The following is a 13,103-nucleotide window of genomic DNA, read 5'->3' as shown; positions in this document are numbered from 1 at the left end:
GTGGATGACCGGTTCTCGCGTCGAGTTTGGTGAAACGGTCCGACCAAACTCGACGCGCCCGCCGCGCCGTCCAACCCAACTCGACGCCCTCACACCCCCAACCGCGTGCGCACGGCGGCGGTGATGGTCTCGATCGCGGGGCGCGCGGCGATGTCGGCGGCGATCGCCTGCGCGGCGTCCCGGAACCCCGGCTCCGCCAGCACCCGCAGCACGGCCTCGGCCAGGCCCTCGGGCCGCTCGAGCCGCACCGCCACGCCCGCGTCGACGAGCCGCACGGCGTGGTCCGGCTGGTCGTAGTCCACCGGCCACACGACCGCCGGCAGCCCGGCGGCCAGGGTGTGGCCGAGCACCCCGGAGCCGCCGTGGTGGACGACCGCGTCGAAGCGCGCGAGGTCCCGCGCGTAGTCGACGAGGTCGTGCACGACCAGCCCGTCGGGCACCGACATCCCGGACGGGAGCGCCGCCCCCGCCCGCCCCAGGCTGAGGTGCAGCTCCACCCCTCGCGGGGCCAGCACCGACGCCGCCCGCGCAGCCGCCGCCACCAACGCCTCCCGGTGCCACGCCACGTGCGTCCCGGCGGTGACGAGGACGTGCCGCCGGCCCGGCGCCAACCCGGGACGACGGACCGAGGACGGCGGCGTGAACAGCACCGGCCCCACGTAGCGCACGGCAGCAGGTAGCGCCCGCGGGTACTCGATCGCCGCCGGCACCAGCGCCAGGATCCGCTCGGTGGAGTAGATGGCCTCCGACCCGTCCGCCCGGTACAACGACGACAGGCCCACGTCGTCGAGCCGCGCCCCGGCCAGCCGTGGCGCCACCGACTTGAACCCCCGCACGAACCGCCGGCCACCCGCGTCCCGCAGAAGGCCGAGCGGTCCGCGCCCGGGGCGCCACCCGCCGACGTACGACGGCGGGCCGCTCCGCGCCTCGATCGCGCAGGGGGAGGGGTGCGTGGTCCACCACGGCAGTCCGAGGGCGTCCGCGGTCGGCCCGACCGCGGCCATCGTGAAATCGGCGAGCACGAGGTCGGGCGGGTCGTCGCGCCACACCTCCCGCAGCTCGGCCGCGAGCCGCACCTGCAACGCGGCCGTCGCCCGCAGCTGGCGGACGAGGAGGCGGGGGTCGCTCCCGACGCGGTACGGCGGGTCGACGACCTCCGCGACCACGGCGTCCGCGCCGGCCAGGAGCTCGACCGCGACCGCTCCTGTCCCGGCGATCGCCGGCAGCGCCGCCGCCGTGCTCAGCACCCGCACCGCGAGGTCCGGCTCCTGCACGAGCCGCGCCGCGATGCCCAGCACGGGGTGCAGGTGTCCGGCCATGGGTGGCGCGACCAGGTCCACCCGCGCGCTCACCGTGCACCCCCGGAGCGCGGCAGCAGCTCCGCCACCACTTCGCGGCAGACGGCGAGCAGCTCCGGCGCCGCGAGGTAGTCGAGGTGCCCCGCCTCCACCTCGACGTCGGCGGCCCACCAGCGCGCCAGCCAGTCGTGGCGGCTCGCCACGCGCACGGTCCGGCAGCCGGGCGGCTTCGTGGCAACGGCCCCGTAGGCCACCACCACGAGGCGCTCCCGCACCTCGCGGGGGAGGTCCAGCCGACCCAGCAGGTCCAGCCCGATGCTCCCCGCGAGCACCAGCGTCCGGTCCGCCTGCCGCAGCTGCGCCTCCACCTGAGCCCGATGAGCAGACGCCCACCCCGGCAGCCGGATCCGCACCGCCAGCACCAGGTGGCGCAGGCTCGCCAGCCACAGCGGTACGGCGCGGTGCGGCGCCAGTCCCGCGTCGTACGGGAAGTTCAACGGCACCCCCACCCCGTCCGGCAGGTCGAGCGCGTCGAGGAACGCCTGCTGCTCGGGCGACAGCGCGCAGCTGCGCGGGTCGCTCTGCCCCGTGCAGAACAGGACCTGCAGCGCGGACGAGGCGGACGGCGAGGTCATGCGTCGCGGAAGTCGTCGTCGGCGCGCACCCGGTAGGTGCGCGTGCGCCACCGGATCGTGGGCCGCACCGCACCGTGCACGAGGTGGAGCGGCTGCACGAGCTCGGCGACGACGGACGCGACGGGCCGGTGGAGCACCCGTCCGTGGATCCTCCGCTGGAGGCGGCGCAGCAGGAACCCCCGCCCCGCGAGCACCGCCAGCGCCGCGAGCGGCCGACGACGCCGCACCGCGTCACCGAGCACGATCGCCAGCAGCGTCGGGTGCAGCCCGTGGAGCACCGTGATCGCCGCGGCCGTCGACGGTGGCTGGCGGCGCAGCAGGAGCGTGGCGAACAGCATCCAGCGGTGCATCAGTGCCACGTAGTGCCGCGGGCCGTCGACCGTCGTCGTGATCCACTGCGGCGCGGCCGTCTGGCAGATCGAGCCGCCGCTGCCCAGCACGAGCCGGGCCAGGGCGAGGTCGTCGGTGAGCGCGTGGGCGATGGGCGCGAACCCGCCGAGCGCCCGCAGGTCGCCGGCGCGCATCGCCCACGTCATCCCGTTGATCGTGACCGGCGCCAGCGTCAGGTAGGTCGTCGCGGCGTTGGCGTCGACGAACTGGTCGACGAGGGCCGCCCACGGCGTCGCCCCGCGCAGGTAGCCCGGCAGCCCCGTCGCGATCGTCGCCCGCTCGAGCCCGTCGAGGAGCGCCCCGAGGCTGGTGGCCGGCAGCCGGGTGTCGTCGTCGAGGGCGAGCAGCACCTCGTCGTCGGCGCACCCGTCGAGCGCGACCTGCAGCTTGGCGAGCTTGGGGTTGGTGCCCTCGGGCGTGACCGGGCACGTCACTACGTCGACGCGCGCGGTGCCGGGACGCACCGAGGCCGCCGCCTGCGCCGCCAGCCGCTCCGCCACGGCCCGTCCCTCCGGGTCGTCCTCGTCGACGAGCCAGACGAACCGCACGCCCTCGAGCGCCAGGAGGTTGTCCCGCAGTGCGTCCTCGAGCCCGGGGTCGCCCGACAGGATCGGCTGCGCCACCACGACCCGGGCCGTCTCCTCGGGCCGCGGCGCCCGCGGTCCCGGCACGACGCGCGCCGTCCGCAGGGCCCACGCGGCCTTGCCGCCCTGGAGCGCGACGTAGCCGACGGCCGCCGCCGTCCCGACCCTCACGCGCCCTCCCGTTCCCACTCCGCGCGCTGCCACGCGACGAACTCCTCGATGCCCTCGGCCACCGACACCGTCGGCGGGCCGAGGTCACGCAGCATCCTGTCGGGCACGAACGTCTTCGACCAGGTGAGCACCCCGACGCCGTACGGCGTGATCGGGGGCTCGCCGGGAAGCCGCGCCACCCTCCAGAGCGCCTCGAGCACGCGGGCGGCGCGCATCGCGGACCGGATGCTGACGCGGCGCGTCGGCGGCTCGAGCCCGAGCCGCTCGACGACCTCGGTGAGCACCGCCTGTATCTCGACCGGCTCCGCGTTCGTCAGGTGGTAGACGCCCCCCAGGTCGTCGCGCTCGGCGAGCAGGAGGAGGTAGTCGGCGAGGTTGTCGACGTAGATCACGTCACCGACCGCGGGGGTCGCGCGGCCGGTCAGCAGCGGCAGCCGCCCGGCCTTCGCCGCCGCGAGGATGCGGGGGAACAGCACCGTGTCGCCCGGCCCGAAGACCGCGCGGGGGCGGGCAACCACCCACGACCCCTCGTACTCCGCCACGACCTCCTCCGACGCCGCCTTCGTGCGCGCGTAGTCGTTCGCGAAGGGCGGACCGACCGGGGACTCCTCGGTGAGGTCCAGCTGGTCGCCGTCGTGGTAGAGCACCGAGCTCGACGACACGTGCACGAGCCGAGGACGCCCCCAGGAGCGGGCGCACCAGTCGACGACCGTGCGGGTCGCGGTGATGTTGTCGGCCTCGAACTCCCGACGGCGGGCGTACGGCGTGGCCCGCGCCGCGCAGTGCACCACGGCCTCCGGCCGCCACGGCAGGGGCGGAGGCTCCTCGCCGTGGGCGCGTCCGAGGTCGACGCTCAGGTAGCCCTCCGCGTCGAGCCGGCGTCGGCCGATCCCGACCACGTCGTGCCCCGCCGCGCGAGCGAGCTCCACCAGCCGTCGGCCGACGAAGCCCGAGGCCCCGGTCACCACGATCCTCATCCGTCCCCCTCGCTCACACGCCTGATCCGTCGCCGCTTCGCCGTCGGGTCCTCGGTCGGCCACGGCATCGCCACGACCTCCGGTGGCCGAGCACCGAGCCGCTCCGCGAGCCGTCCGACCTCGGCCGCCACCGCCGGCAGCCGCTCCGGCCGCCCGAGCGCCACCCGCCACTGCCGTCCGTGCTGCTCCACCCGGTGGTCGCCGAGGTCGCCCGCCAGGGCGAGCGCGTGCCGCAGCACGTCCGGATGCACCGGTACGTCGCTGCGCCCGGCCCCGTCGGACCCGTCGGCCGCGCGGAGCGAGAGCACGTCGTCAGCCCGGCCGAGCACCTCGCTGATCGTGCGTCCCGGGCGGCCGCACGAGCAGGGCCCGGGTGCGGCCACGAGCACGTCGTCGAGGCGGTGACGCACCACGAGCTGCGTCGTGCGCGTGAAGTCGGTGACGACCGGGTGGAACAGCCGGTGGTCGAGCCACTCCGGCTCGACGTGCACGTGTCCCTCGTTGAGGTGGAGCCGGCCGGCACCGCAGCTCGTGGCCAGCAGGCCCTCCGTCGCCTGGTAGATCTGCTCGACCGGCCGTCCGAAGGTCGCGCGCACGACGGCCTCGTCCTGCGGGTCGAGCGTCTCGGCGACGGAGACGACCTGCAGGGGCGCGACGCCCTCGGTCGGGCCCGTCCGCTCGGCGATCGCCCGCAGCACGCTGGCCGGCGCGACGAGCACGTCGACGCCGACGAGGCGCGGCAGGTGCTCCTCCAGTGGCGCGCGCAGGTCGTGCCAGGAGAAGTGGACCCTGCGGCTGGCGAGGGTCTGGTAGAGGTTCGAGTCCGCCCGCAGGAACAGCGCCACCCGCAGCGGGCGCCGCGCGATCGCGCGCAGGGAGGCCGGCGCGAGGACCTGCCCCATGAGGATGCCCGCCCACAGCTTCCGCTCGGCCGGGGAGACGAGGAAGACCCCGCGCGTGCCGGAGGTCCCCGAGGACAGCCCCACGGTGACGTCGTGCGGCAGGGTCGGGGCGAAGTCGCGCGAGCGCTCGGCGGCCTCGGCCACGGAGAGGGCCTCGTCCAGGGTGATCCCGTACCGGTTGAACGCCGCGAAGTCGGCGAGCACGTCGGCCTTGGTGACCACGGGCAGGTCGGCGAGCGGCCGACCCGCCCGGTCCCGGTAGAACGCCGCCCGGGGCAGGTCGCGTCGCAGGAAGGTCTCCAGGCCGCGCGCCCGGGCCGCGTCGTGGTGGCGGGGCAGCCACCAGCGCTCGCGCGCCAGGGCGGCGAGGGTCGTCGGCGACGCCCCCACCTAGCCGGCGCTCCCGTCGGCGCGGGCCTGCCACGCGGCGTACCCGTCCGCGCAGTGCGCCGGGAGCACCAGCAGCCCGGCGTCGGCGTGGGCGCGGTGCAGCCGGTGCAGGTCGCCGAGCGTGCCGAGCGCGGCGGTCCAGTCGTCGAACGCGACGCCCGCGAGCCGCGACGGCGGCACGTCCTCGACCACGGCGCGGGTGGACCACGCGGCGTCGCCCGCCAGCAGCACCGGGGAGCCGTCCTGCGCCGTCAGGAGCACCCCGACGTGCCCCGGCATGTGGCCGGGCAGGTCGACCGCGACGAGGCTGCGGTCGCCGAGGAGGTCCCAGCCGCGCAGGGTCGCGGCGCCCTCGAGCAGCAGCGGCGTCGCCGACTCGACCGTCGCGACGCGGGAGTCGGCGTCGTCGGGCAGGAGCCCGGGCAGCAGGCCGTGCCGGGTCGCCGCCAGTCGCGAGAGGGACCGCACCTGCCGGAAGCCGGCCGCCCCGCAGTGGATGCGCGCGGCGGGATAGTCGCGGAGGCCGGCCACGTGGTCGCCGTGGAAGTGGGTCACGACGACCCGGCGGACGTCGCCGGGGTCGATCCCGCGGGCGGCGAGCTGGCCGGGGAGCTCCTCCTCGGGCGGCAGCGTGACGGGCAGGAGCGCGCCGTACAGCTTCTCGGGGAGCCGCGCCGTCGCAGTGCGGAAGTGCGATGCGTAGCCGGTGTCGACGAGGGTCCACCCCAGCTCCGGGCAGTCCACGTGACGGATGAGGGCCGCGTAGGACGGGAACTCGATCATCCGCCGGCGCCCGTCGCGGTGCGCGAGCGCGTCGAGCTGGCGGCAGTGCCCGACGCGCAGGAGGTGCAGCTCGACCCGCGGCTGGCCGGCGAGCAGGTCCGTCAGTAGCACAGCAGCACGCCGCCCATGCTGATCCCGGCGCCCGTGCCCAGCAGCAGCGCGTGGTCGCCGCGCTGAAGCCGCCCCGTCGCGACCGCGGTGTGCAGGGCGAACGGCAGGGAGGCCCCGACCTGGTTGCCGTGCTCGGCGTAGACGTCGACGAGCTGGTCCTCGCCCAGCGCGAGGGCCTGGCGCAGCCACGCGAGCCCGAGGTGGCTGGCCTGGTGGGGCACGACGACGGTGTCCGCGACGGCCACGCCCGCCTCGGCCGTGAGGCGCGCGACGAGCGGCGGCAGGTGCCGTACGGCGAGGCGCAGCGCCGCGCCGCCGTCCATGCGGAAGCGGCACCAGTCGGCGTAGTCGCCCTCGCCCGCCACCCGGTCGGGGGCGAAGCGCGAGCCGCCGCCCTTGATCTCGCAGGCGTGCGCGCCGGAGCTGTGGGTCTCGAACCCGGCGGCCAGCACGGCCGAGCCGGTGGCGCCGGCCGGGCCGAGCACGGCTGCCGCGGCACCGTCGCCGAAGATGCCCGACGCGCCCAGGTCGGCGAAGTCGAGCCCGGCGGAGGCGAGGTCGCTGGAGACGACGAGCACCCGCTCGTAGCGCCCGGCGTCGACGAGCGTCGCGACGAGGTCGACGGCGGTGAGGAAGCTGAGGCAGCTGGCGCCGATGTCGAACGAGGGCAGGGGCCGCGGGGGAGCGAGCTCCTCGTGCAGCAGCGCCGCGTTGTACGGCAGCGGCTGGTCGGGCGTGCCGCTGGCTGCCACCACGAGGTCGATGTCGTCGAGCGTCAGCTCCGCGGCGGCCAGCGCCTGCCGGGCCGCCCGCGCGCCGAGGGCGGCGGCCGAGCCCTTCTCGACGTACCTCACCCGCACGCCCGTCGTCGACTCCACCGTTCCCGGCGCGAGGCCGAGACGGTCGTCGAGCTCGGCACTGGTCACCGCGTCGGCCGGCAGGGCGGCGCCCGTCCCCAGGATGCGGAGCGAGCGTGGTCCGAGAGCAGGCACGAGGCCTCCGTTGCGTCGTCGGGGACGGTGGTGCTCGCGACCCTAGCCCGTCGTTGGCCTAGCCTTCAGCACCGTGAACCACTCCCGTCCCGTCGTCACCGTCGTCGGGGTCGGTGCCGACGGCTGGCCCGGCGTGCCCGAGCGGCTGCGCTCGCTCGTCGCGTCCGCCGAGGTCCTGCTGGGCGGGGAGCGACACCTCGCGCTCGTGCCGCCGGTCGCCGGCCAGGTGCGCGCGGCGTGGCCACGGCCCCTGCGCGCCGGGCTGCCCGGGCTCCTCGACGAGCACGCCGGTCGGCGTGTCGTCGCGCTCGCCTCCGGCGACCCGCTCGTCTCCGGGATCGGTACGACGCTGGTCGACCACCTCGGCGCCGACGCGGTGCGGATCGAGCCCGCCGTGTCCTCCGTCGCCCTCGCGCACGCCCGGCTCGGCTGGGCCACCGAGAGCACCGTCGTCGTGAGCGCCGTCGCCCGCGACGTACGCCGTGTGCTGCGGGAGCTGGCCCCCGGCCGTCGTGTCGTGGTGCTGTCGTCGGACGCGGGCACGCCCGCGGACCTCGCCGCCCTGCTGACGATGAGCGGCTGGGGCCCGTCGCGGATGACGGTGCTCGGTGACCTCGGGGCCGACGACGAGTCGCGGCTCGAGGCCACGGCCGCGGCGTGGGCCGACGATCCGCCGGCGTTCCCGGCCCTCACCGTGGTCGCCGTCGAGGCCCGGGCCGACGGCGAGGGAGCCGTCGTGAGCTGGGCGCCCGGCCTGCCCGACGAGGCGTTCGAGAACGACGGCCAGCTCACCAAGCGCGACCTGCGAGCCGCGGCGCTCGCTCGCCTGGCCCCCGCGCCGGGGGGCCTGCTCTGGGACGTCGGTGCCGGCGCCGGCAGCGTGGGCATCGAGTGGATGCGGGCCCACCCCACCTGTCGCACGGTCGCCGTCGAGTCGGACCCCACCCGCGCCGCCCGGGTGCGGCGCAACGCGGGCCGCCTCGGCGTGCCCGACCTCCGCGTCGTCACCGGCCGTGCCCCCGACGCCCTCGTCGACCTGCCGGCACCCGATGCGGTCTTCGTCGGCGGCGGTGCCACCCGTCCCGGCGTGCTGGAGGCGTGCGTGGCGGCCCTGCGACCGGGCGGGAGGCTCGTCGTCCACGGCGTGACGGTGGAGACCGAGGCGCTCCTCGCCCGGTGGTACGGCGCGCTCGGGGGCGAGCTGACCCGCACCAGCGTCGAGACCGCCACCCCCATCGGCTCGTTCCGCGGCTTCACCCCCGCCCGCGCCGTGACCCAGTGGGCCTGGACCACGACCCGGGAGGAGTCCTCGTGACCGTCCACTTCGTCGGCGCCGGGCCCGGCGCGGCCGACCTCCTCACGCTCCGCGCCGCGCGGATGCTGGAGGCGGCGGACGTCGTGCTCTACCCGGGCACCTACCTCGACGCCGCCGTGCTCGGCCACTGCCGCGCGGGCGCGCGCCTCGTCGACACCCAGGACCTCGACCTCGACGCCATCACCACCGCGCTCGTGGAGGCCGACCGCGACGGCGCGGACGTCGTGCGCCTGACCTCCGGCGACCCGTCGCTCTACTCGGCGCTCTTCGAGCAGACCCGACGGCTCGACGCGGCGGGCGTGGCGTGGGACGTGACGCCCGGGGTCCCGGCGTACGCCGCCGCCGCCGCCCGCGTCGGGCGCGAGCTGACGGTGCCCCTCGTCGCCCAGTCCGTCGTGCTGACCCGCACGCAGGCGCGGTCGACGGCCATGCCCGACGGCGAGCGGCTGGAGGCCTTCGCGGCGACCGGCGCCACGCTCGTCCTCCACCTCGCGGTGACGCGCACCCGCGCGCTGGCGGCGGACCTGAGCGCGTCGTACGGCGCGGACTGTCCCGTCGCGGTGGTCTACCGCGCCTCGCAGCCGGGGGAGCAGGTGCTCACCGGCACGCTCGGCGACATCGCCGACGCGGTCGAGGCGGCGGGCCTGCGTCAGGCTGCCGTCATCCTCGTCGGGCGTGCGCTCGCCGGGCCGACGGCGACGGGCGCGGGGGAGTCGTACCTCTACGACGCGGAGCGCGACCGGTCGCTCAAGCGGACGGGACCGGGGGCGTAGCGGCACCGCCGATGTCGTCGAGCTCGGCGACGTCTGCGGGCGTGAGGGCGACGGCCGCCCCCGCGAGGTTCTCGTGCAGGTGCGCGACCGACGAGGTCCCCGGGATGAGCAGGATGTTAGGGGAGCGCTGGAGGAGCCAGGCCAGCGCCACCGCCATGGGCGTCCGGCCGAGACGCGCCGCCACCCGGGCGAGCGCGGTCGACTGCAGCGGGCTGAACCCCCCGAGCGGGAAGAACGGCACGTAGGCGATGCCGTCCTCCGCGAGCCGGTCGACGAGCGCGTCGTCGTACCGGTGCGCGAGGTTGTAGAGGTTCTGCACGCACACCACGGGGGCGATGCGGCGCGCCTCGTCGACCTGGTCCGCCGTCACGTTCGAGACGCCGAGGTGGCGGACCAGGCCCTCCTGCTGCAGGCCGGCCAGCGCCTCGAACGCCTCGCCGAGTGGCTCGGCCTGCGGCCCGGTGGCGTCCCCCATCCGCAGGTTGACCAGCCCCAACGTGTCGACGCCGAGGCCCTCGAGGTTGGCCTCGACCTGCCGACGGATGTCCTCGGGCCGGCGTGCGGTGGGCCAGCCGCCCGACGCGTCGCGGTGGGCGCCGACCTTGGTGGCGATGAGCAGGTCGGGGCCGTAGGGGTGCAGGGCCTCGCGGATCAGGGCGTTGGTCACGCCCGGTCCGTAGGCGTCGCTCGTGTCGATGTGGGTGATGCCGGCGTCGACCGCAGCGCGCAGCACGGCGAGCGCGCCGTCGCGGTCGGCCGGCGGACCCATGACGCCGGGCCCGGCGAGCTGCATGGCGCCGTAGCCGAAGCGGGTGACCCGGGTGTCGCCCAGGGTCCAGGTGCCGCCGGGCGGGGTGGGGGCGGTGGTCATGGTGCTGCTCCAATCTCTCGCGGGGACGGGCTGGCGGTCGCGACCGCCGTGCTCCATGCTGGGAGCGGTGCTCTCTGTTGGGAAGTAGGCACCTGGAAGTGCGTTGGTCACCACGGGGGACCAGACAGGGACGAGGAGGCAGCGATGACGAGGACCGCAGCGCAACGTCGTGCGGAGGAGAAGGCGGCCTACAACGCGTTCTTCGCCGCCTGCCCGAGCCGCCAGCTGCTCGACCGCATCTCCGACAAGTGGGTGGTGCTCGTGCTGTGCGCCCTGGGGGAGGGGGGTGAGGACGGGGCGCCGCGCACGTTGCGCTACTCCGAGCTCGCGCGCCGCATCGCCGGGGTCAGCCCCAAGATGCTGACGCAGACGCTCCGGGCCCTCGAGGAGGACGGTCTCGTGACGAGGACGGTGGTCGCGACCGTGCCCGTGACCGTCAGCTACGCCCTCACGGACCTCGGGTCCTCCCTCCACGGGCTGACGCGGTCGCTGCGCGCCTGGGCCCAGGACAACATGGGGGCCGTGCTCGCGAACCGCGCGACGGCGCGGCCGGCGTCCGCGGGTGGGGCCTGAGGGACCTGGTCAGTCCCGCAGCGCGTCGCGGACGACCGACGCGCCCGCGTCCACCAGCCGCTGGGCGACGCGCACGGGCTCCGTGTCCAGCGTGCCGGCCACCATCGCGCCGTCGCGCAGCATCTGCAGCTGCACGGCCGCCTCGTCCACCCGCGCCGGCGTCACGCCCAGGTCGGTGAGGATCCGGGCCAGCTCGCCCCGCAGCCACGCGCGGTGGGTCGCGACCACGGTGCGCACCGGATGGGCGGGGTCGGCGTACTCCGCGGCGGCGTTGAGGAACGCGCACCCGCGGAAGCCCTCCGTGCAGGTGAGGGCGCCCACCCGGCGCGCGTAGGCCCGCAGGACCTGTGCGGGGTCGTCCGGGTGGGTGCGGTGCGCCTCCGCCAGGGCGGCGCGCTCCTCCGCGACGACCTCGTTGAGGTAGGCGACCACGAGGTCGTCCTTGCTCCGGAAGTGCCGGTAGAAGGTCATCTTCGAGACCTCGGCGTCCGCGATGAGCCGGTCGGCGCTCACCGTGCGGATGCCGTCGCGGTAGAAGCGGCGACGCGCGGCGCCGAGGATCCGCTGCCGGACGGCGCTGGGTCGCACCGTCGTCGTCGCCGTGTCCTCCATCGATCTCGTCCTTCCTCGAACCGGGGCTTGTGTCTGGGGCCCGGACCTGTCAACCTGATGTAGACGTACTAGTCACTCTACCTCTCCCGGAAGGAGATCGCGATGCCCACCTCGATCGCGTACACCGCTTCTGCCACGGCCACCGGCGACGGCCGCAACGGCCACGCGCGCACCTCGGACGGCCAGATCGACGTCGAGCTCGTCGTGCCGAAGGAGATGGGCGGCGCGGGCGGCGGCACCAACCCCGAGCAGCTCTTCGCGACGGGCTACGCCGCGTGCTTCCTCGGCGCGCTCAAGGCCGGCGCCAAGCAGCACGGCATCGAGCTCCAGGACGTCGCCATCACCGCCGAGGTCGGCATCGGCCCGCGTGAGGACAACGGCTTCGGCCTGGCGGTGAAGCTCATCGCCGAGTTCGGCGGCGGCGTCTCGCAGGAGGACGCGGAGAAGGCGGTCGAGGTCGGCCACTCGATCTGCCCCTACACCCACGCCACCAAGGGCAACGTCGACGTCGTCACCGAGGTCGAGGTCGCCTGACCTCGCCGGCCTGACGACGCCTGACGACGCCCGACGGCGTCCGCCGTCACCCGGCGTCACCCGGCGTCACCCAGCGCCCGCCCCCGCCACCCCCTCGGTGGCGCGGGCGGGCGTTCGTCTGGTCGGTGGCCGCGTCCGCTGAGCGCGCACCGTGATGACAGGTGCGTGATGTTATGATGCACGGCATGCGCACGACGGTGAACATCGACGCCGAGCTGCTGGGTCGGGCGAAGGAGCTGGCGGCCCGCTCGCACCGCACGATCGGGTCCGTGCTCGAGGAGGCTCTGCGTCGCCACCTCTCCGAGGACGGCGCCACGCAGGAGACCACCGTCCTGCCTGACTTCGACTACGAGGGAGGACTGCAGCCGGGCGTGGACCTGTACGACCGCGAGGTCATGGCGACGCTCCTCCACGACGACGACCGCCATGCTCTTTCTTGACGTCAACGTCGTCGTCGGCGCTCAGCGCAACGACGACAGCCCCCATGCCCGCGCCATGCGACGCTGGCTGGACGGCGCGCTCCGTGGCCACGAAGCAGTCGGCGTCGCCGAGCAGGTCCTCGCGTCGATGGTCCGCATCGTCACCAACCCCCGCGTCTTCGTCTCCCCGTCCGCGCCCGCCCACGCGGCCGAGTTCGCCGACGCGCTGCTCGGCTCACCTGCGGTGTCCGTCGTGAGACCCGGTCCGCGGCACTGGACGATCTTCGCCGACCTCGTCTCGACCCACCGGCTCCGTGGCAACGACGTCCCCGACGCCTATCTCGCCGCGATCGCGCTCGAGGTGGGGGCGACGATGGTGACGGCTGACCGCGGGTTCACGCGCTTCGGCGTTGCGGTCCTCGACCCGACGCGAGACGCCTGAGCGACGGGCACGCCCACTACGCTGCCGCGCATGTCCTCGGGAACGCCGGTGCTGGCCGCTGACGTCTACACCCTCGAGCTCGTCGCGGTGCGCCGCTCGTGGCGCTACCGCCTGGGCTTCGTCCTCTACGCGGTCCTCGGCGGCCTGCTCGGCGAGACGCCCCTGCAGAGCCGCGGCGACATCGTCGTGCGACGCCGCGACGACGGCAGCGAGGCGCTGCGGATGGACGCCGGCGCCGACCCCGAGGCGGAGCGGCTGCTGCAGCACGTCCACGACCACCTGCACCACCTCGACGCCCCGACGTTCGAGGAGTCGTGGGGCATCCGCTGAG

General features: G+C 75.5%; 16 protein-coding genes. 7 read left to right on the top strand and 9 right to left on the bottom strand.

Annotated elements, in window-relative coordinates; all coding sequences use genetic code 11:
- Window positions 1–89: 89 nt before the first annotated feature.
- The 7 genes from PIR53_09805 to PIR53_09775 are packed head-to-tail and all read right to left on the bottom strand — an operon-like array spanning window position 90 to window position 7,233.
- On the bottom strand, window positions 90–1,352 hold the full coding sequence (locus tag PIR53_09805; GenBank protein ID WZH54266.1) for a glycosyltransferase: 1,263 nt from the start codon (window positions 1,350–1,352) through the stop codon (window positions 90–92).
- Window positions 1,349–1,933 carry a hypothetical protein gene (locus PIR53_09800; GenBank protein WZH54265.1) on the bottom strand — a complete coding sequence of 195 codons (585 nt, stop codon included), beginning with the start codon at window positions 1,931–1,933 and terminating at the stop codon, window positions 1,349–1,351. Before PIR53_09800 ends, PIR53_09805 begins: the two co-directional genes overlap by 4 nt.
- Window positions 1,930–3,078 (bottom strand): glycosyltransferase, encoded by a 1,149-nt coding sequence (locus PIR53_09795; protein WZH54264.1) that lies wholly within the window; start codon window positions 3,076–3,078, stop codon window positions 1,930–1,932. The genes PIR53_09800 and PIR53_09795 overlap by 4 nt, the downstream gene beginning before the upstream one ends.
- Window positions 3,075–4,055 carry an NAD-dependent epimerase/dehydratase family protein gene (locus PIR53_09790; GenBank protein WZH54263.1) on the bottom strand — a complete coding sequence of 327 codons (981 nt, stop codon included), beginning with the start codon at window positions 4,053–4,055 and terminating at the stop codon, window positions 3,075–3,077. Before PIR53_09790 ends, PIR53_09795 begins: the two co-directional genes overlap by 4 nt.
- A complete protein-coding gene (locus tag PIR53_09785; GenBank protein WZH54262.1) occupies window positions 4,052–5,347 on the bottom strand; it encodes a hypothetical protein in 1,296 nt (431 codons plus the stop codon). Before PIR53_09785 ends, PIR53_09790 begins: the two co-directional genes overlap by 4 nt.
- Entirely contained in the window at window positions 5,348–6,241 is an 894-nt protein-coding gene (locus PIR53_09780; GenBank protein WZH54261.1) for an MBL fold metallo-hydrolase, read from the bottom strand. It abuts the gene before it with no gap.
- Window positions 6,232–7,233 (bottom strand): 3-oxoacyl-[acyl-carrier-protein] synthase III C-terminal domain-containing protein, encoded by a 1,002-nt coding sequence (locus tag PIR53_09775; GenBank protein WZH54260.1) that lies wholly within the window; start codon window positions 7,231–7,233, stop codon window positions 6,232–6,234. Before PIR53_09775 ends, PIR53_09780 begins: the two co-directional genes overlap by 10 nt.
- Before the next feature lie 73 nt (window positions 7,234–7,306).
- Between PIR53_09775 and cbiE the strand changes: the two genes are divergently transcribed.
- Both cbiE and PIR53_09765 read left to right on the top strand, forming a co-directional pair.
- Window positions 7,307–8,548: a precorrin-6y C5,15-methyltransferase (decarboxylating) subunit CbiE gene (gene cbiE, locus PIR53_09770; GenBank protein WZH54259.1), complete on the top strand. Its 1,242-nt coding sequence runs from the start codon at window positions 7,307–7,309 to the stop codon at window positions 8,546–8,548.
- On the top strand, window positions 8,545–9,321 hold the full coding sequence (locus PIR53_09765) for an SAM-dependent methyltransferase (protein ID WZH54258.1): 777 nt from the start codon (window positions 8,545–8,547) through the stop codon (window positions 9,319–9,321). Before cbiE ends, PIR53_09765 begins: the two co-directional genes overlap by 4 nt.
- Here the strand turns inward: PIR53_09765 and PIR53_09760 are convergent.
- A complete protein-coding gene (locus PIR53_09760; protein ID WZH54257.1) occupies window positions 9,296–10,192 on the bottom strand; it encodes an oxidoreductase in 897 nt (298 codons plus the stop codon). The genes PIR53_09765 and PIR53_09760 overlap by 26 nt on opposite strands.
- A 144-nt stretch (window positions 10,193–10,336) precedes the next feature.
- Between PIR53_09760 and PIR53_09755 the strand changes: the two genes are divergently transcribed.
- A complete protein-coding gene (locus PIR53_09755) occupies window positions 10,337–10,765 on the top strand; it encodes a helix-turn-helix domain-containing protein (GenBank protein WZH54256.1) in 429 nt (142 codons plus the stop codon).
- A 9-nt stretch (window positions 10,766–10,774) separates the two neighbouring features.
- Here PIR53_09755 and PIR53_09750 read toward each other — a convergent pair whose 3' ends face one another.
- Window positions 10,775–11,377 carry a TetR/AcrR family transcriptional regulator gene (locus tag PIR53_09750; GenBank protein ID WZH54255.1) on the bottom strand — a complete coding sequence of 201 codons (603 nt, stop codon included), beginning with the start codon at window positions 11,375–11,377 and terminating at the stop codon, window positions 10,775–10,777.
- 102 nt (window positions 11,378–11,479) lie between these two features.
- Here PIR53_09750 and PIR53_09745 point away from each other — a divergent pair, with 102 nt between their 5' ends.
- The 4 genes from PIR53_09745 to PIR53_09730 all read left to right on the top strand — a co-directional run bounded on the left by PIR53_09745 (window position 11,480) and on the right by PIR53_09730 (window position 13,102).
- Window positions 11,480–11,911, top strand: coding sequence for an organic hydroperoxide resistance protein (locus PIR53_09745; GenBank protein ID WZH54254.1), 432 nt, complete (start codon window positions 11,480–11,482; stop codon window positions 11,909–11,911).
- Window positions 11,912–12,096: 185 nt separating this feature from the next.
- Complete coding sequence (locus PIR53_09740; protein WZH54253.1) at window positions 12,097–12,351, top strand: ribbon-helix-helix domain-containing protein; 255 nt, start codon at window positions 12,097–12,099, stop codon at window positions 12,349–12,351.
- A complete protein-coding gene (locus PIR53_09735) occupies window positions 12,338–12,772 on the top strand; it encodes a PIN domain-containing protein (protein ID WZH54252.1) in 435 nt (144 codons plus the stop codon). Before PIR53_09740 ends, PIR53_09735 begins: the two co-directional genes overlap by 14 nt.
- Window positions 12,773–12,802: 30 nt before the next feature.
- Window positions 12,803–13,102, top strand: a complete 300-nt coding sequence (locus PIR53_09730; protein WZH54251.1) for a hypothetical protein — start codon at window positions 12,803–12,805, stop codon at window positions 13,100–13,102.
- Window position 13,103 lies beyond the last annotated feature (1 nt).

It is taken from the genome of Nocardioides alkalitolerans (assembly GCA_038184435.1).
Classification (GTDB): Bacteria; Actinomycetota; Actinomycetes; order Propionibacteriales; family Nocardioidaceae; genus Nocardioides; species Nocardioides alkalitolerans_A.
Note: the sequence above shows the minus strand (reverse complement) of the source record. Positions and strands in the feature narration are given on the sequence as shown.

Bases quoted from the DNA above. Each gene is read 5' to 3' on its own strand.
- PIR53_09800 (WZH54265.1), bottom strand. From the start codon at position 1,933: ATGACCTCGCCGTCCGCCTCGTCCGCGCTGCAGGTCCTGTTCTGCACG.
- PIR53_09790 (WZH54263.1), bottom strand. From the start codon at position 4,055: ATGAGGATCGTGGTGACCGGGGCCTCGGGCTTCGTCGGCCGACGGCTG.
- PIR53_09760 (WZH54257.1), bottom strand. From the start codon at position 10,192: ATGACCACCGCCCCCACCCCGCCCGGCGGCACCTGGACCCTGGGCGAC.
- PIR53_09755 (WZH54256.1), top strand. From the start codon at position 10,337: ATGACGAGGACCGCAGCGCAACGTCGTGCGGAGGAGAAGGCGGCCTAC.
- PIR53_09750 (WZH54255.1), bottom strand. From the start codon at position 11,377: ATGGAGGACACGGCGACGACGACGGTGCGACCCAGCGCCGTCCGGCAG.
- PIR53_09745 (WZH54254.1), top strand. From the start codon at position 11,480: ATGCCCACCTCGATCGCGTACACCGCTTCTGCCACGGCCACCGGCGAC.
- PIR53_09740 (WZH54253.1), top strand. From the start codon at position 12,097: ATGCGCACGACGGTGAACATCGACGCCGAGCTGCTGGGTCGGGCGAAG.
- PIR53_09735 (WZH54252.1), top strand. From the start codon at position 12,338: ATGCTCTTTCTTGACGTCAACGTCGTCGTCGGCGCTCAGCGCAACGAC.
- PIR53_09730 (WZH54251.1), top strand. From the start codon at position 12,803: ATGTCCTCGGGAACGCCGGTGCTGGCCGCTGACGTCTACACCCTCGAG.